14 protein-coding genes, 1 tRNA gene and 1 riboswitch are annotated in these 17,464 nt (G+C 57.2%); of the genes, 9 read left to right on the top strand and 6 right to left on the bottom strand.

Features of this window, described 5'->3' with window-relative positions:
* Window positions 1-59: 59 nt before the first annotated feature.
* The 5 genes from mtgA to ACP0GE_RS12540 all read right to left on the bottom strand — a co-directional run bounded on the left by mtgA (window position 60) and on the right by ACP0GE_RS12540 (window position 8,405).
* Window positions 60-800, bottom strand: coding sequence for a monofunctional biosynthetic peptidoglycan transglycosylase (gene mtgA, locus ACP0GE_RS12560; protein ID WP_424832279.1), 741 nt, complete (start codon window positions 798-800; stop codon window positions 60-62).
* A gap of 39 nt (window positions 801-839) precedes the next feature.
* On the bottom strand, window positions 840-1,793 hold the full coding sequence (locus ACP0GE_RS12555) for a Hint domain-containing protein (protein ID WP_424832278.1): 954 nt from the start codon (window positions 1,791-1,793) through the stop codon (window positions 840-842).
* 185 nt (window positions 1,794-1,978) lie between these two features.
* Window positions 1,979-6,511, bottom strand: coding sequence for a glutamate synthase large subunit (gene gltB, locus ACP0GE_RS12550; RefSeq protein WP_424832277.1), 4,533 nt, complete (start codon window positions 6,509-6,511; stop codon window positions 1,979-1,981).
* The gene (locus ACP0GE_RS12545; RefSeq protein ID WP_424832276.1) at window positions 6,508-6,942 is read right to left on the bottom strand and encodes a GFA family protein; all 435 of its coding nucleotides are present in this window, start codon (window positions 6,940-6,942) and stop codon (window positions 6,508-6,510) included. Before ACP0GE_RS12545 ends, gltB begins: the two co-directional genes overlap by 4 nt.
* Before the next feature lie 29 nt (window positions 6,943-6,971).
* Window positions 6,972-8,405, bottom strand: coding sequence for an NAD(P)-dependent oxidoreductase (locus tag ACP0GE_RS12540; protein WP_424832275.1), 1,434 nt, complete (start codon window positions 8,403-8,405; stop codon window positions 6,972-6,974).
* A gap of 231 nt (window positions 8,406-8,636) precedes the next feature.
* Between ACP0GE_RS12540 and ACP0GE_RS12535 the strand changes: the two genes are divergently transcribed.
* Window positions 8,637-9,440 carry an undecaprenyl-diphosphate phosphatase gene (locus ACP0GE_RS12535; protein ID WP_424832274.1) on the top strand — a complete coding sequence of 268 codons (804 nt, stop codon included), beginning with the start codon at window positions 8,637-8,639 and terminating at the stop codon, window positions 9,438-9,440.
* On the opposite strand, the gene ACP0GE_RS12530 is transcribed toward ACP0GE_RS12535, so the two are convergent.
* Window positions 9,441-10,424, bottom strand: coding sequence for a complex I NDUFA9 subunit family protein (locus ACP0GE_RS12530; protein ID WP_424832273.1), 984 nt, complete (start codon window positions 10,422-10,424; stop codon window positions 9,441-9,443). It lies immediately after the preceding gene.
* Between the two features lie 200 nt (window positions 10,425-10,624).
* Between ACP0GE_RS12530 and ACP0GE_RS12525 the strand changes: the two genes are divergently transcribed.
* The 8 genes from ACP0GE_RS12525 (at window position 10,625) to ACP0GE_RS12490 (ending at window position 17,414) form a co-directional block, all read left to right on the top strand.
* A tRNA-Leu gene (locus ACP0GE_RS12525) sits at window positions 10,625-10,711 on the top strand.
* Window positions 10,712-10,844: 133 nt separating this feature from the next.
* Window positions 10,845-11,052: riboswitch (cobalamin riboswitch) on the top strand.
* Between the two features lie 240 nt (window positions 11,053-11,292).
* Window positions 11,293-11,649 carry a DUF1636 family protein gene (locus ACP0GE_RS12520; RefSeq protein WP_424832272.1) on the top strand — a complete coding sequence of 119 codons (357 nt, stop codon included), beginning with the start codon at window positions 11,293-11,295 and terminating at the stop codon, window positions 11,647-11,649.
* A complete protein-coding gene (locus ACP0GE_RS12515; RefSeq protein WP_424832271.1) occupies window positions 11,646-12,452 on the top strand; it encodes an ABC transporter ATP-binding protein in 807 nt (268 codons plus the stop codon). The genes ACP0GE_RS12520 and ACP0GE_RS12515 overlap by 4 nt, the downstream gene beginning before the upstream one ends.
* Entirely contained in the window at window positions 12,449-13,396 is a 948-nt protein-coding gene (locus ACP0GE_RS12510; RefSeq protein ID WP_424832270.1) for an ABC transporter substrate-binding protein, read from the top strand. The genes ACP0GE_RS12515 and ACP0GE_RS12510 overlap by 4 nt, the downstream gene beginning before the upstream one ends.
* A gap of 1 nt (window position 13,397) precedes the next feature.
* Window positions 13,398-14,411 carry a FecCD family ABC transporter permease gene (locus ACP0GE_RS12505; protein ID WP_424832269.1) on the top strand — a complete coding sequence of 338 codons (1,014 nt, stop codon included), beginning with the start codon at window positions 13,398-13,400 and terminating at the stop codon, window positions 14,409-14,411.
* 279 nt (window positions 14,412-14,690) lie between these two features.
* Window positions 14,691-15,875, top strand: a complete 1,185-nt coding sequence (locus ACP0GE_RS12500) for a tyrosine-type recombinase/integrase (protein WP_424832268.1) — start codon at window positions 14,691-14,693, stop codon at window positions 15,873-15,875.
* Between the two features lie 216 nt (window positions 15,876-16,091).
* Entirely contained in the window at window positions 16,092-16,457 is a 366-nt protein-coding gene (locus ACP0GE_RS12495) for a hypothetical protein (protein ID WP_424832267.1), read from the top strand.
* 288 nt (window positions 16,458-16,745) lie between these two features.
* Window positions 16,746-17,414, top strand: coding sequence for a hypothetical protein (locus tag ACP0GE_RS12490; RefSeq protein WP_424832266.1), 669 nt, complete (start codon window positions 16,746-16,748; stop codon window positions 17,412-17,414).
* Window positions 17,415-17,464: the final 50 nt, after the last annotated feature.

The following is a 17,464-nucleotide window of genomic DNA, read 5'->3' as shown; positions in this document are numbered from 1 at the left end:
GGATTTCCAATCGAACCAGAGACTACCTTTTCAGCTTTAGCCTCGGTCGGGGCCAGGTTTCAATCCTCGAAACAATCTGCGCGACCATCTGCGCGGATGGTGGCCGCCCCTTCCAGTATGGATGCAGCCCGCCTTCGCGTGAAAACCGAGGGGTCGGTCACCGACCGATTGCGCGGCGACGGTAGGATAGCTGCGATCCGGGCCGCCTGTGTTGGCGTCATATTCTCAGCACTGACACCGAAATTTTGCTGTGCCGCAGCCTCGACCCCAAAGACGCCATTCCCGGTCTCGGCCACGTTCAAATAGACCTCAAGAATGCGCTGTTTACTCCAAAACAGTTCCACTACCGGAGTCATCGACGTTTCCAGCGCCTTGCGTATCCAACTGCGCCCCTGCCACAGGAACACGTTCTTGACCACCTGTTGCGACAGCGTCGATGCCCCACGCGTACCACCATCCTCCAGCGCGTCCCGGATGGCCTCGACGTCAAATCCCCAATGCAGACAGAAATTCGCATCCTCGGCCGCGACAACCGATCGCGCCATGATGGGGGATATCTGTTCGATAGGCACCCAGTCCCGTTCAACCTTGCCAAGGCGGCGCCATTCCGTCCAGATCGTATGCGTGACCGGAGGGTTCACAACCGAATACAGTAAAACCAGCGCGACAAACACGGCAGCCACACCCAATACAGCCCGAATGGCCCAGCGCCGAATCCGTTGGCCAAGCGGCAGGGTCGATTTTGCCTTTGATGCCTTGTTTTTCTTTCCGCTTTTCTTGCGGACTGCTTTCTTTGCCATACCCAAGCTATACGCCGCACCGCGCCCGTTTGAAACGGCTTATATCGCGATCAACCGCCCCTCGCGCGGGTGAACAACCGGACGTGCGGTTTTCAGCTCTTGAACGCCATCCCGGTCGAGTTCCGGAAATAGCGCCAGAATTTCAGCCTGCGTTCTGCGTTCGGATTGCGTGACCGCATGACCGGGGAAATAGCTTTCGGTTTTGGCACCGTTGGCCGTAATGATTTCGTGCTGTGCAAACAGCAAATGAAAATACTCGACTGTGCCGCCTTCCACCCGAGTCACCGTTTCCCCGTTTACCATGCAATGAGCAGCGATCAGAACTTCCGGCTGGCCATAAAGATACTGCGCACGCCAGTCATCGACCAACATCCTATGTTGCGGAGACACCAATAGTGGCTCGGTCAAACCAAACATCCCGGCCTGAAACTGAATCGGCGCAAATTTCCCTTCGGCCGCAACGGTTGTGCTGCCGACCCATAGCAATGGCTGCGCCCCACGATCCTGAGTGATCACCAGATCCCCGACATTCAGCTCTTCGACCGCACGCGGCCCCTCGGGCGTATCGATCAGCGTGCCAGCGGTAAAGCAAGGCGGACCCAGATCGCCGCCGGTGGTGGGGTCAATCGACCCGAATGAACCACCGGAATCGCTGGTATCGGTAAAGGACGAGGATACAAACGTACCGTCCTGCAACACCGATCCATCCGTCGGCGTAAAGACTTCGCGACCATCCGCTAGATAGAAAGTTACCCCTGTATAGGTAACCTGGGTGCCGTTGGCCAATTGGATGGTGACCATGTCATTGAAATAGGACGCGGTGATGTCCGAGCCGTCGACCGAGTCGTTGTTCAACCGATTGATCAAGCCGTCATCGTTTTCATCAACAAGATTCAGGCTTGTGACACTCAGCGTCGATCCAGGCACCGTGCCATTGGCCCCCGGATTGGCAGGGTCAATGAGAAAGAACTGGTCCGTATAGGTGGTGGGCACTTGAATACTCCACTTCTATAACATCTCCCAGCACATAGAATGCCGGGAACTTCACAAGAAACTGTAAACGAAATTAGGCGGATTTTGCTCTGCCGGGCAAGAAATTGCGTGGAACGCCGCCAAAATGACCAAGCCCCGCGTGTCGATCAGGACACGCGGGGCCACAATTTTCAGCTAGGACAAGCTTATTCTGCCGGTACGGCCGCCGTTTCCACCGCCAAAGGATGAGGCAGCTTATTTAGCATCTCCTTCGGGCAGACCTGCAGGAAGTTGCTTTTCTCAACTTCCCAATGCTGCAGAATGTCAGCCGCCTTCCGGCTGCCGGTCTCTGCGGCGTGACGTTCGATGAGGGCTTTCAACTGGCCTTCCCAATGATCCACCGTCACCGGGCAGGTCACCAGTGTCTCCGTGTTCATCAGCCTTTCGGCCAATTCACCGGGGTCGTACAGATAGGCCATTCCGCCTGTCATGCCGGCCCCGAAGTTTGCGCCAATCTCTCCCAGAATGACCGCAATACCGCCGGTCATGTATTCGCACCCGTTCGAGCCGCAGCCCTCGATCACAACCGTCGCACCCGAGTTCCGTACCGCAAACCGCTCACCCGCGCGGCCCGCCGCAAACAGATGGCCATCGGTAGCGCCATAAAGAACCGTGTTGCCAATGATTGTGTTGTCATCCGCCTTCAGCGGGCTGACCTGCGGTGGGCGCACCACAATGGTACCGCCCGACAGGCCCTTACCGACATAGTCGTTGGCATCGCCAGAGACCTCCAGCTTTAGGCCCGGAGCGGCAAATGCCCCCAGTGACTGACCAGCAGAACCTTGCAGTTTCACATGCAGGTGGTCGTCCTGGAACGTGTTCCGCATCCCGAAATTCTGCACGATATGGCTGGAGACACGGGTGCCCACGGTCCGGTGGGTGTTCTGGATCGCATAGGACAGCTGCATCTTCTCGCCGTCTTTCAGGAAGCGCGCCGCATCGCGGACGATTTCGGCATCCAAGGTATCCGGCACCGCATTTCGATCCTTGTCACGGTCATAAACAATGTCATGCGCCCCATCGACCGTGATCAGCAGCGGGTTGAGGTCCAGATCGTCCAGATGCGCCGAGCCCCGGCTGACCTGAGCCAGCAGATCAGCACGCCCGATGATCTCATCCACTGACCGCGCACCGAGGCTGGCGAGGACTTCGCGCACTTCCTGCGCGTAGAACGTGATCAGGTTCACAACTTTGTCCGCGTTACCGGTGAACTTGGCACGCAGGCTTTCGTCCTGCGTACACACGCCAACCGGGCAGGTGTTCGACTGGCACTGACGTACCATGATACAGCCCATGGCGATCAGCGCGGCGGTGCCGATACCGTATTCCTCAGCCCCCATCATGGCGGCCATGACGATGTCACGCCCGGTGCGCAGACCACCATCGGTCCGCAAGGTCACGCGGTCGCGCAGGTTGTTCATCGCCAGAACCTGATGCGCCTCGGTTAGGCCCATCTCCCACGGCAGACCCGCATATTTGATCGAGGTCGCGGGCGACGCCCCGGTACCACCGTTGTGGCCCGAGATCAGAATGACATCCGCCTTGGCCTTGGCCACACCGGCTGCAATCGTGCCAACGCCCGAAGACGCCACCAGTTTCACCGTAACCTTACAGCGCGGGTTGATCTGCTTGAGGTCATAGATCAGCTGCGCCAGGTCCTCGATCGAATAGATGTCGTGGTGCGGCGGCGGTGAGATCAGTGTCACACCCTTGGTCGAATGCCGCAGACGCGCGATCAGGTCGGTGACTTTCATTCCGGGCAGCTGACCGCCCTCACCGGGTTTCGCGCCTTGGGCGACCTTGATCTCCAGCTCTTCACACTGGTTCAGATACTCGGCGGTCACGCCGAAGCGGCCCGAAGCCACCTGTTTGATCTTGGCCGACGGGTTGTCGCCATTTGGCTCCGGTACGAAGTGCGCAGGATCTTCCCCACCTTCACCCGAGTCAGACTTTGCACCAATCCGGTTCATCGCCACGTTCAGCGTCTTGTGCGCCTCGGGGCTCAGCGCGCCCAGCGACATGCCCGGGGTGACAAAACGTTTGCGGATTGAGGTGATCGACTCGACCTCTTCAATCGGCACCGGCTTGCCCAATGGTTTGAAATCCATCAGATCACGCAGGTGGATCGGCGGGTTCGATTGCATCTTGGCCGAATATTGCTTCCACAGCTCGTATGAGGCTCTGTTACAGGCCATTTGCATCATATGCATCGAGGTCGCTTCCCACGCGTGGGTCTCACCCGACTTACGCGCCTTGTAGAAACCGCCGATGGGCAATACGTCCAGACCGCTGTCCCAGCCCTTGGCGTGAATCTCTTCTGCCTTGACCCGGATACCGTGGATACCGATGCCCGAGATGCGGCTGGTCATGCCCGGGAAATACTCGGCCACCATGGCGCGACTAAGGCCTACCGCCTCAAAATTCAGGCCTCCTCGGTAGGAGGAAATCACCGAAATCCCCATCTTGGCCATGATCTTGAGCAAACCCTGATCAATGGCCTCGCGATAGCGTGCAACGTTCTCGGTCAAGGAACCGTCCAGCAACCCCCTCTCGATCCGGTCAGCCAGCGAATCCTCGGCCAGATAAGCGTTCACCACCGTCGCACCACAGCCGATCAGAACGGCAAAGTAATGCGGGTCAATGCACTCGGCCGAACGCACGTTGAGCGAGCAGAACGTGCGTAGCCCCTGACGGGTCAGGTGTGAATGCACGGCACTTGTTGCCAATATCATCGGCACCGCAACCTTGCCGGGGCCGGAATACTGATCCGTCAGCACCAGATGCCCGGCGCCCGAGCGCACGGCTTCCTCTGCTTCGGCTCTAATACGGATCAAAGCGGCATCCAGGTTACCTGCGCCCGGTTCAAAGCTGCAATCGATCACGGCCAGCGGGGCATCGAAATTCTCAACCAGAGTTTCCCACTGAGAGTTCCCGACAAAGGGGCTTTCCAGCACGATGATCTCGGTCTGGCTGCTGTCTTCGTCCAGCACGTTCTTGAGATTGGCAAACCGTGTTTTCAGCGACATCACGCGGTATTCGCGCAGACTGTCAATCGGCGGGTTGGTCACCTGACTGAAGTTCTGGCGGAAGAAATGGCTAAGCGGGCGGTATTGCTTGGACAGAACTGCCGAAGGCGTGTCATCCCCCATCGAGGCCAGCGCTTCTTTGCCATCTTCGGCCATCGGGGCGAGGATCTGCTCCAGTTCCTCAACCGAATAGCCCGCCGCGATCTGCCGTTTACGCAACTCTTCACCCTTGAACATGGGCTTTTCGGTCACGCCAGCCAGCGTATCGTCCAGATCATTGATCTTGCTGACCCAGTTGCCAAACGGCAAGGCGCGCGCAAGTTTGTTCTTGATTTGGGTATCCCGGTACAGCTTGCCCTTTTTCATGTCGACGGCCAGCATCTGCCCCGGGCCAAGCGCGCCTTTTTCGGCCACGCTGGCCTCATCAATGGGCACCATACCCGCCTCGGACCCGGCGATGACCAGACCATCGCCTGTCACCACGTACCGCATCGGGCGCAGGCCGTTCCGGTCGAGCCCGGCACACACCCAACGACCATCGGTCATGGCCAGAGCGGCAGGGCCATCCCACGGCTCCATCACCGAGTTGCAGTAGGAATACATGTCGCGCCATGCTTGCGGCAGCTCGACCGCCTGCTTGGACCAGCTTTCCGGGACCAGCATGGTCTTCGCCATCGGGGCAGAACGGCCAGCGCGCACCAGAACCTCAAAAACCGAGTCTAATGCGGCCGAATCCGACGAACCGCCCGCGATAATCGGTTTGATATCTTCGGCGTGGTCCCCAAAGGATGCCGAGGCCATGCGGATCTCATGGCTTTTCATCCAGTTTACGTTGCCTCTCAGCGTGTTGATTTCCCCGTTATGGGCAAGCATCCGGAAGGGTTGAGCGAGCCACCATTGCGGGAACGTGTTGGTCGAATACCGCTGGTGATAGATAGCAAAGGCCGATTCAAAGCGTTCGTCCATCAGGTCGGGGTAGAAGACGGCCACCTGTTCGGCCAGCATCATTCCTTTGTAGATAATGGACCGGCAGCTGAGCGAGGCGATATACAATCCGCCGACACCCGCCGCAGCCGCAGCCTTTTCGATGCGGCGGCGGATGACGTAGAGCTCACGCTCGAACGTGTCCTCATCCACGCCTTTGGAATTCGAGATCAGAATCTGCTCGATCTCGGGCCGGGTCGCGTTGGCCTTTTCGCCCAAACAGGTCACATCGACAGGCACGTGACGCCAGCCATAGATGTAATACCCCATCCGCAGAACTTCGGTCTCAACAATAGTCCGGCAGGTCTCCTGCGCGCCGAAATCGGTGCGCGGCAGAAAAACCTGACCAACTGCGATCAATTCGTTCAGATTGGGCTCATGCCCGGTACGGCGGATCTGATCATAGAAGAAACGTACAGGGATCTGCACATGGATACCGGCCCCATCACCCGTTTTGCCATCCGCATCCACAGCGCCCCGGTGCCAGATCGCCTTGAGCGCATCGATCCCTGCGTCAACAACCTTGCGGCTTTTCTTGCCGTCAACCGACACCACAAGCCCGACACCGCAGGAAGAATGCTCTTCTTCCTCGGAATAGAGACCGTTTTCCGCCATCCATTTGCGCTTGGTTTCTTCGGCGCGCACCCAATCGGCATCATATTTGGTCATTGGTTGTCTCCTTCTTCCGGCAGGGCAAACATGGCTTCGACCTCTGCTTTGGTCATTTGCCTGCGCTCGCCTGCGAACGCATACCCGTCGGGCTTCTTGTCGATATAAAGTTCCAGTTGCAGCGGGTTGCCTGTGTCTTCGAACAGACCCGCTGCGATTTGAGTATGTCCGTGCATCTCACCCGGAAGCGTGATCCGGTACCACAGCGCCGAGCCGCAATCCGCGCAGAAAGCGCGCTCGGCCCAATCGGACGAGGTGAAGGTTTTGACCGGGCCCAAAGCGGCATAGCCAGGCTCGGCCTGAAAGGTCACCAGCATCGAGCTGGTCCAGCGGCGACACTGGTCGCAATGGCACGCACCCAGCGAGTCTTTCGCCGGGGTGGCGGTTACGGTGACCGCACCGCACATACATTGGCCTTGCAATTCGGGCATATCTGACCCTCCTGTCGCTGGGCGTTGGGCTACTCGGCTGCGATGGCTGCCTTGGTATTGAACCGGTCAATGACCGCTTCGGCACAATCCCGACCGTCGCGGATCGCCCAGACCACCAGAGAAGCGCCGCGCACGATGTCCCCAATGGCGTAGACACCGTCCATCTCGGTCTCACCGGTCTGGAACGCAGCCTTGACGGTGCCCCAACGGGTCACCGGCAGGTCGGGTTGACCAAACAGGGTGGGCAGATCTTCGGGCTCGAAACCCAGCGCCTTGATCACAAGATCCGCTTCTTCGACGTAGTCCGCGCCCTCAATGACTTCGGGGGCCTGGCGACCCGACGCATCGGGCTGCCCCAGACGCATCTTTTGCACCATCACGCCAGAGACCCTGTCATCGCCGGTGAACCCCTTGGGCGCGCTCAGCCATTCAAAGATCACGCCTTCTTCCTCGGCATTCTGCGTTTCGCGCTGCGAGCCGGGCATGTTGGCACGGTCGCGGCGATACAGGCATTTGACCGAGGTCGCGCCCTGGCGGACCGAAGTGCGCACGCAGTCCATCGCGGTATCACCGCCGCCGATCACCACAACTTTCTTACCGGCTGCATTCAGGCGTCCGTTGTCAAAATCCTCAACCGCATCGCCAAAACTTTTGCGGTTCGAGGCGGTCAGGAAGTCGATAGCCTTTTCAATCCCGCCCAGCCCGCTGCCGGGCATGGACAGATCGCGCGACTTGTAGACCCCCGTTGCAATGATAACCGCGTCATGTTTGGCGCGAATCTCTTCAAACTTGCTGGCATCCACGTCGCAGTTCAGAACGAATTCCACACCACCATCAGCCAGCAAGTCGTTGCGGCGCTGGACGATGTCTTTCTCTAGCTTGAAGCCCGGAATGCCATACATCAAAAGGCCACCGGCCCGGTCATAACGGTCATATACTGTGACCTGCACCCCCGCACGGCGCAGCAAATCTGCGGCTGCCAACCCGCCGGGGCCGCCGCCGATGATGCCCACGCTTTCTCCACGTTCGGCTGCGGGCGTGGCGGGCTTGACCCAACCTTTGTCCCAAGCGGTGTCGGTGATGTATTTCTCGATGGTGCCAATGGTGACAGTGCCATGACCTGACTGCTCAATCACGCAATTGCCTTCGCACAGGCGGTCCTGCGGGCAGATGCGGCCACAAATCTCGGGGAAGGTATTGGTCGCCTGACTGGTCTGATACGCCTCTTCCAGCCGGCCTGTCGCAGTCAGGTTCAGCCAATCGGGAATATTGTTGTGCAACGGGCAATGGGATTGGCAATATGGAACCCCACACTGGCTGCATCGGCTGGCCTGTTCCGCTGCCTTCTCAGCGGCGAACTCAGCGTAGATTTCGTCAAAGTCTTCCTTGCGGTCACGTGCGGCACGCTTTTCAGGCATGACGCGGTCGATCTGCACAAATTTCAGCATCGGTTGCTTGGCCACGGGTCAGACTCCATGAATTGGCTTGATCGGACCTCTTTACGAGATGACCTTACAGATGAAAAGTCATATATGCTGACCTAAATGCCTAAAATTTATGCTGGCGCCCGAAATTCTAAAGGAATTGCCTTCGAAATTATGTCCGATACGGACCTATTTGAGCACTTCCCTTTCGGTCATCACGCTTATACCCATAAAAATCAAAGAATGCATGACAACGGCACGGCAGAGCAGATGAGTCTATTCCAGCTGATTCTCGTGGCAATCATTCAGGGAATAACTGAATTTTTGCCGATCTCATCCTCGGGCCACCTGATCTTGCTGCCCAGCCTGACCGGCCTGGATGATCAAGGGTTGGCCATCGATGTGGCAGTGCATGTCGGCACCCTCGGGGCGGTTATTCTGTATTTCTGGACGGACGTGAAACAGGCGCTTATCGGATTACCCAAAGCGCTAACCGGACGGATGGACACACCGCAATCCCGCCTTGCCTTGTCCTTAATCATCGCAACGATTCCCACCGTCGTCGCTGGCGCGATCCTGCATACCACAGGTCTAAGCCATGCCATGCGCTCTGTCGCGGTGATCGGCTGGACGATGCTGGGGTTCGGCCTTCTGCTTTACTGGATGGACCAAAGAGGCGCTCAGACCAAGAAGGCCGAAGACTGGGGACCAAAAGATGCCGTGATCATGGGGCTGTGGCAGGTCCTGGCCCTGATCCCCGGCACATCCCGTTCAGGCATTACAATCACCGGCGCACGGCAGCTTGGATACACACGGGAAGACGGGGCCCGGATTGCCATGCTGATGTCGATCCCGACGATACTTGCCTCGGGGGCGCTGCTGTCGCTGGATGTGATCCGAGAAGCTGACGCGCAACTTGCCAAAGACGGTGCGATCGCGGCCATCTTCGCCTTTTTCTCGGCATTGCTGGCCCTTAGCCTGATGATGCGCCTGCTGCGCAGTGTCAGTTTCACACCCTACGTGATCTACCGGGTCATTCTGGGTGTGATACTGCTGACGATCGCCTATGGCTGATCAGATTTTCAGGTTCTTGGCCGAGTTCTGAATGTCGTCATACTGACCCGACGGGCGGAACTTCCAAAGATACTCTGGCAGGACCGATTCCAGCGCTGTCGGTTCAATTCCCAAGTCCGCAAATGTTCTGGCATCTTCGGAAACGACATTATCGCGGCGCAGGTTCTTCAGTTGGTCCTTGGTCAGGATGTGGTTCGGGAAAAGCTGAAAGCTGACAAACTTCACGATATCCAGAACGCCGGCCATGATTTTGCCAACCCAGAATGGCAGGCCAACAATAATACGACGCCGGTGAATGACATCCAGCATCTGCTGCATCAACGCGCGGAAACTTTTGGTTTCGGGGCCACCCAGCTCATAGATGCCCGCAGTCGCCTGACCCAATACACCTTGAACGGCAGCCTGCGCGACGTCGTCCACGTAAACCGGTTGGAACCGGGTCTCAGCCCCGACCAGGGGCAGTAACGGCCCAAAACGTGTCATTGTGGCGAAGCGGTTGAAGAACTGATCTTCCGTTCCGAAAATCACCGACGGGCGCAGAATGACCGCATTCGGCATATGCTCCAGAACACAGGCCTCACCGGCCGCTTTGGTGCGGGAATAGGTGCTATCCGACTCTGCGTCAGCTCCGATTGCCGAGATATGCACCATCCGGGCCACACCCTGCTGCGCGGCCAAACGCGCAACACGCTCAGCCCCTTCGGCCTGTACGGCGTCAAACTCGTTCTTGCCCAATTCGTTCAGGACACCCACGCAGTTGACCACCGCATCAACGCCGTGCATTGCCGCCGCGACAGAGGCATCATCACGGATATTGCACAGAACCGGCTCGACCTGGCCAACAACACCATAGGGCTTGACGAACATCGCCTCATTGGGCCGCCGCACAGCGACCCGCACACGCCAGCCTTCGTTTGCCATGCGCCGCGTGATGTAACGGCCGACAAATCCTGATCCACCGTAAATCGTGACCATTTTGGACATGATGGGGCTCCTGCTGAGTAGGTCTTAGTTCGATCTACCGCTCCAGAACGCAGGGAACAAGGCGCAATAACGCCGCGCGCGCTGGAAAATATCCATGCAGAGCGGGGGCTTTTACAGGCAGGTCAAAAAACTTTCAAAATTCTGTCCGAATCCTGTTGACGCTTCTGGCCGGTGGGCTTAAACGCCCCTCCACGACACCTGCCCAGGTGGCGGAATTGGTAGACGCGCTAGCTTCAGGTGCTAGTGTCCGTATGGACGTGGAGGTTCGAGTCCTCTCCTGGGCACCAAATCCCCGAAATATCACTGCAATCTGATCGCTTTGCGGCTGCGCATCTGTATACGTCCGCAACAGGCCGCGATGGGAAATGGGTTAAATCAGAACTCCTCCAGGATTTTGCGTTGACGCGTCGGGTTAACTCAGGCAAGCAATCCCTTGATGGTTCCCGATGGTGCGCCCAAGGGATGAAAAGGGAATACGGTGAGGTTTGCCGATTGGCGCCAAGTCCGTGACTGCCCCCGCAACTGTAAGCGGTGAGCGACGCCAAACACCCACTGGCCCAGAGGGTCGGGAAGGATGGCCGAGCATCGACCCGCAAGTCAGGAGACCTGCCATCACATGTTCAACCAACCCGGGGCGGGGCGTCCTGGAAGGAGGCTTTGATGGCACGTTGCATACGTGTTGACATAACCTGCACCTTCTGCCCGCGCTTGGTACCAAGCGGAGAGGGCGATGCTAAGGGCGACTGATCACCTCTATTCCTTTTGCATTATTGGCAATAATGGGACATCCCAATACGAACCTAGGCTGATGCTTTGGTTACGTTATAACATTGCAATACCTGTAAATCGACGGTAAGCGAAGCACATCATGTCGAGTATTCCCGATCACTACCTGCTTGTTTGTGCGGCCTGCAAAGGGACGCTTCCGGTTGAAAATCTGCGCGACGGGTTAGCCGCGAATTTGCCCTCGGGCTTCGCCATTCGCATGGTTGACTGCATGGCAGGCTGCGACACGCCTAGAACGGTTGGGTTTCAGGCCTCCGGAAAAGCGCAGTATCTGTTTGGAGATATTCAGGACGCGCGAGACCTTGATGCACTGGCTGAGTTCGCGCAGCAGTATTGCGACAGCGCGGATGGCTGGACCAGCGCGACCGAACGTCCTCGAGCCCTGTACACAAAAACTCTGTCGCGCATGCCCCCGCTGGAAATGGAGGAGCTTCCATGACGAACCCGGCTTTCCTGATTGCGCTCGACCTTGAATATTATGCACTAAACGGGGACATGCTTCTGCAAGGCGCATCTTTCGAACTGGATGAAGGGGCCATATTGGCCATCGCCGGACCAAACGGCGCGGGAAAGACAACGCTTTTGAACCTACTGTGTGGTGCGGCCGAGCTGTCTCAGGGGGATGTGCTCGTGAACGGGCGCAGCCTCAAAGAGATGTCGGCACATGAGCGCGCGCGGGTGATGGCCACCGTCAGCCAACAGGAATTTCCGGACGGCAGGCTGATGCTGCGAGACTATGTGGCTCTGGGGCAGATTCCCATCAGGGCAGACCGCTCGGCCGAGGAGCACGCTGAAGATCTGGACAGGATTTTACATCTTACAGGGCTTGACCTGCTGGCGGACAAACGGATGGCCGTGCTGTCGGGGGGCGAGCGCCAGCGGGCGCATATTGCGCGCGCATTGGCGCAAAACCCGTCGCTTTTGTTTCTGGACGAACCGACCAACCATCTGGATCCGGATGCCAAAGGGCGGATGCTGTCACTGGTTGCCGATCTGGGCATAACGGTGGTGATGATCGTGCATGATCTGGTAATGATCCCCGAATTCGCCACCCATGTGGCACTGATGAAAAGCACCCGGCTAACCGGCTTTGGCCCGGTTGCCGATGTGCTGACCGCTGACAGGGTTCGCGACACATTTGGCGTGGATTACTTGTGTTTTCACCACGAAGGCCGTGTGGTCCCGGCTCTGGATATCCGAAAAACTTCAATCACAAATCAAACAAGGAGCTTTACTGAATGAAACACCTCTGTTCCGCGGCTTTGGCCACAACCATGGCAACCGGTGCTTTGGCGCATGAGATCACGGTCGACAATTGCGGCGAACCTCTGGTTTTTGATGCCGCGCCCGAACGGATCGTTGTCCATGATATGAACATGACCGATATGGTCTTTGCCCTTGGTCTGCAGGACAAGGTTGTTGGCCTGACCGGCATCACCGGGTGGTATAAGACCAGCCCGGATTTCGACGAGATGCGTGGTGATATCCCCGAGCTTGCGCCGAAATACCCGACGGTTGAAAACCTTGTTGCAGTCGAACCGGATATGTTCTTTGCGGGCTGGTACTATGGAATGAAGCCGGGCGGTGACGTAACTCCGGACACATTGGCCCCGTTTGGCATCAAGACCATGGTCCTGACCGAAAGCTGTGTGCATCTGAACAAGGACCGCCCCGTTGCCAGCATGGACCTGTTGTTTGATGACGTCCTGCGCCTGGGCAAAGTTATGCATGTTGAAGACAAAGCCGAAACACTGGTAACCGGCTGGAAAGATGAACTGGGCAACATCGAAGCCCAAACCTCCAAGCTGGAAAAACCCCGCGTCTTCTTGCTGGACGGCCCTGCGGACGCGCCCTTTACGGCTGGCAAGTTCGCCATTCCCGACGCCATGATTTCCGCCGCGGGCGGTACAAATGTCACCCATGACATGGACACAAGCTGGGGTCGCACCTCGTGGGAGGCCGTCGCCGCCGCGAACCCGGAATTCCTTGTTCTGCTGGACTATCAGGGCGGTCAGAGCGCAGCGGATACGTTCCAGTTCCTCAAGGATCATCCCGTGATGTCGCAAATCGATGCGGTCAAGAACGAACGCTGGATCGGCTTGCGTTACGAAGAACTGACACCCGGGCCTGCAAATATTCAGGCAATTTCGAAAATGGCGCAGGCCATGCATCCGGGCCTGAACTGATATGGGCCGTTTTGGCCTGACACTCCTGCTGGGGGCGGCCGTTCTGGTCGCCCTCTTGCTGATCTCAACCGTCTACGGCACGACGCCCATCCCCACCTCTGACGCGTTCGATGCGTTCCTTTTGGGCACGGGCCTGACGGACGGAGAGATGTCGCCCCTCCACCGTATTGTCTTTGATCTGCGCTTGCCGCGTGCCCTGTTCGCCGCCGTGATTGGAGCTGGGCTGGGCATTGTGGGCGTTGTTCTGCAGACCACCACGCGCAACGATCTGGCTGACCCCTTTCTGTTCGGTCTGTCCTCGGGCGCGGCCGCCGGAGCCGTATTTGTGATTACGGTAACCGGCGACATCCTCGGGTTCTGGACATTGCCAATAGCGGCCTTTTGCGGGGGTCTCGTCGCGTCGGGGATCGTGCTGGCGCTGGTTCACGGGCTGCGGACCAGCGCGCCCGAAAAGCTGATCCTCGCAGGGCTCGCCGTTTCATTTCTGTTTTCAGCCATCACCAATTATCTGATCTTCGCGGGCGACAACAGGGCCGCACATTCGGTCATTTTCTGGATGCTGGGCGGCCTCGGCCTCGCCCGGTGGGAGACGTTCCCATTGGTTTGTGCCGGTCTGGCGCTGATCTTGTCATATTCGCTTTACCGCAGCCGCTGGCTCGACGCCCTTCTGACCGGTGACCTGACTGCGTCCACGCTAGGTGTGCCCGTGCAAGGCCTGAGGTTCGGAATGTTCTTCGCGGCAGCCCTTGCAACAGCAGCCTTTGTGTCAGTGGCTGGTGTAATCGGGTTTGTTGGTTTGATGGTGCCCCATATCGCACGCGGAATCGCGGGCCCCCTCCACAACCGCTTGCTACCCACAGCCGCGATTGTCGGTGCCGCGTTACTGACAGGCTCGGACATCCTGAGCCGGCTGTTGCTCGCGCCACAGGAACTGCCGGTCGGAATCGTGACCACTTCGATCGGATCGGTTTTCGTATTTCTACTGCTGTTCAGGACGGCAAAAGCCCGGCAGTGATTTCGGCGGTATACTACGCCAACCGCGCCCATTCGGTTTTATCAAAAATAAAGTGGTGAGCCGTGCAGGATTCGAACCTGCGACCCACTAATTAAAAGAACGGCCAGAGCCATTTCTCCGCATTTCGCCAGATTTCGCCACACTGACAAAAATGAAGCAAAAACAGTAATTTAAGTTGACCGCCGCTGCGCCTTGAATTCATGACTTACTCCAGAATTCGCCGCCATTTGCTTCCGTATAGCTTCCGGAAGCAGGCCGGAAGCAAGGAGTGTTCTGGATATGTTCAAACTGACCAAACGCGCTGTAGAGGGGCTTGCTGTAGAAGCCAAAGAATACCTTGTCTGGGACCGGGACATGCGCGGCTTTGGGCTGCGGGTCTATCCTTCCGGCAAAAAGACATATCTGGTTCAGTACCGCGCCGGACGCCGAACACGGCGGATCACCATCGGGCAGCATGGCGTCCTGACAGCCGAGGAAGCGCGGACACGAGCAAAGCAGCTTCTGGGCGACGTGGCGCGCGGGTCGGACCCTTCCGCCGAGAGACAGGCCAAACGGCGCGCGCCAACCGTGGCGGGTCTCTGTGACCGATTCCTTGAGGAATATGTCGGTCAGCATTGCAAGCCGACCACTGCCCGCGACTATCACAGTGTTATTCGCCGGTTCATCCGCCCCAAGCTTGGCCCCATCCCGATTGCAGAAGTTACCCGCGCCGATGTGGTGGCATTCCATCACGGATTGCGCGAAACGCCTTATCAGGCCAACCGGGCTGCGGCGATGTTGTCGAAGCTGTTCAATCTGGCCGAGGATTGGGGATTGCGGCAACCGGGATCGAACCCCGCGCGCCGGATCAAGAAGTTTCGCGAAGAAGAAAAGAAACGCTACCTGTCCGACGCGGAACAGATACGGCTTGGCGAAGTGCTAGCAGAGGCGTTGGAAGCCGGTACAGAGACCGTTTACGTGGGGTCGGCACTCTTGTTGCTGATTTACACCGGGTGCCGCCTCAGCGAGATTCTGACACTGCGCTGGGACTATGTTACGTCGCACCATCTGGAATTGCCGGACAGCAAGACCGGACGGCGGCGCATACCCCTGCCGAGGGAAGCCTATGACATCCTGATGGACCTGCCCCGGCAACCGGGAAACCCTTACGTCATATTAGGCGAGTCGGAGACCGGGCCACTCAACAACCTGCAAAAGCCTTGGCGGCGTATACGTAGGGCAGCAGGATTAGAAGATGTCCGTATACACGATCTCAGGCACACATACGCATCTGTGGCAATGAAAGACGGGATCGATCCGTTTACATTGAAAGAGATCATGGGTCACAAGAATCTAACCACAACCCTGCGCTATGCGCATCTGGCAGATGATGCGGTGCAACGAGCAGCAGGATCAGTGGCAGCGCGATTGGCACGTGCGGTGCGCAAGGACGCACGGTCCGCACCTCTAAGAGTTGTTGGATGAACTTCGCGGTAAGTGTTTCGACCAAGGTGAATTGGCACTTCATTCTGTCTCATCCTTGCAAACGCGGGGTTAAAAACCCCGCTTGAGTTCCAGCACGCAATAACATCCGCTGGCAGCATCCATCAGGACATCAAAAAGGACAGAGGTCGCCATGCTAAAGCCTCATTCCCATGGCGCTAACCCGACGGTAACCGCATGTATGTAAAGGAGTATTTCATGCGTAGGTTTCTAGCTTTTGTTTCTCTCTTACCGTTCGTAGCTGCCTGCGCGCAGTCGCCGGATAAGGTCGGTGCCACATATGTTAGCCCGGCAATCTTCGATGGGCGCTCATGCCAGCAGTTGCACGCCGAGCGCAACCAAATTGCAAGCAACGTAAACAAGTTGACGGCAGACCAAAAGAAAGCTGCTACGGATGACGCAGTCATTACAGGCGTGACGCTGGTTCTGTTCTGGCCTGCCGCGTTGGCTATGGCGGCGACACAGGATCACGCCGACCAATTGGCGGCAGCCAAAGGTAACTACGACGCCATCACGCAGGCCATGCAGACGAAGAACTGTCCGCAAATCGGCGTGACTGGTTAAGTCTTCCAAACAGCAATAAGAAAAGGGGACCATGAAGGTGTGTTCCCTTTTCTTACGGTGCTTTTCCACCACCAACTTTTTTGAGCAATGCGGCACACCTCAAAAACCGTGCTCAAGAAACTAAGCGTTCGCGGCCTTAAATAAAGGAACCGCAGCACTGCAGGTTGTTCTGTAACGTTACCTTACATAGGGAAAGCAGCAAGGGATTGAGCGCTCTACGTATAGGTTACGTTACATAGGGCACCAGACAGCAACCATACGTTAGATAAAATTGCAGGCTCAGGGTTTATGCTGGATAGTCAGAACAAGAAAAGCGAATTGGATTTCGAAAACATGTGGAAGCAGATGCAACTCCCCTTGCCAATCGCGGAAGGGTTTGTTGCGGACATTGGTTGGATTGCTCAGCACTACCATCCCAAACCCCGACGGATAGCACCACTGTCAGCGAAAGAGCGCAAAGCGATCTACGGCAAGCTGGACAAGACCATCAGTTCTTTGCTGGAGCAGCTTTCAAACCTGCCACCCTCTATCCAATGGGAGTTTGACGAGGTGGGTATGGGTAACGAGCCGGAAAACTACTTTGAAGACTCTTTGGGTTCTGATCACGAAGGTCTTGGCTACAGCGAACATCTCGTAGATGACGTTCAAGAAAAATTGCCGAAGATTCAGTTCCTGATCGGTGAGGCACTGGAACAGCACAAGCGTCCGCGCGCCAGACCGAAACAAAATGAAAGTTTGGAAGAAACGATCCAACAACTCGCGAAGGTCTTCCTGCACTACACCGGACGCAACCCGATGGAGACTTATCGCTACGACGAACTAGACGAAGACCAGCCCTATAAAAGCGATTTCTTTAGCTTTCTATATGCATTCTTCTGGGCGGATCAGAGCCACAAATTCCCGTCATCGCACACTATCGGGAATACGACATTCCGCGTGTTTGGCCTTAAGAAATAGAGGATGTCAAAAATGGACAGATTTTGAGCCATATATGACATTAGAATAGT

Origin of the sequence: Ruegeria sp. (assembly GCF_965243365.1) — a bacterium.
Taxonomy (GTDB): domain Bacteria; phylum Pseudomonadota; class Alphaproteobacteria; order Rhodobacterales; family Rhodobacteraceae; genus Ruegeria.
This window is presented reverse-complemented; position numbering and strand designations above follow the sequence as displayed.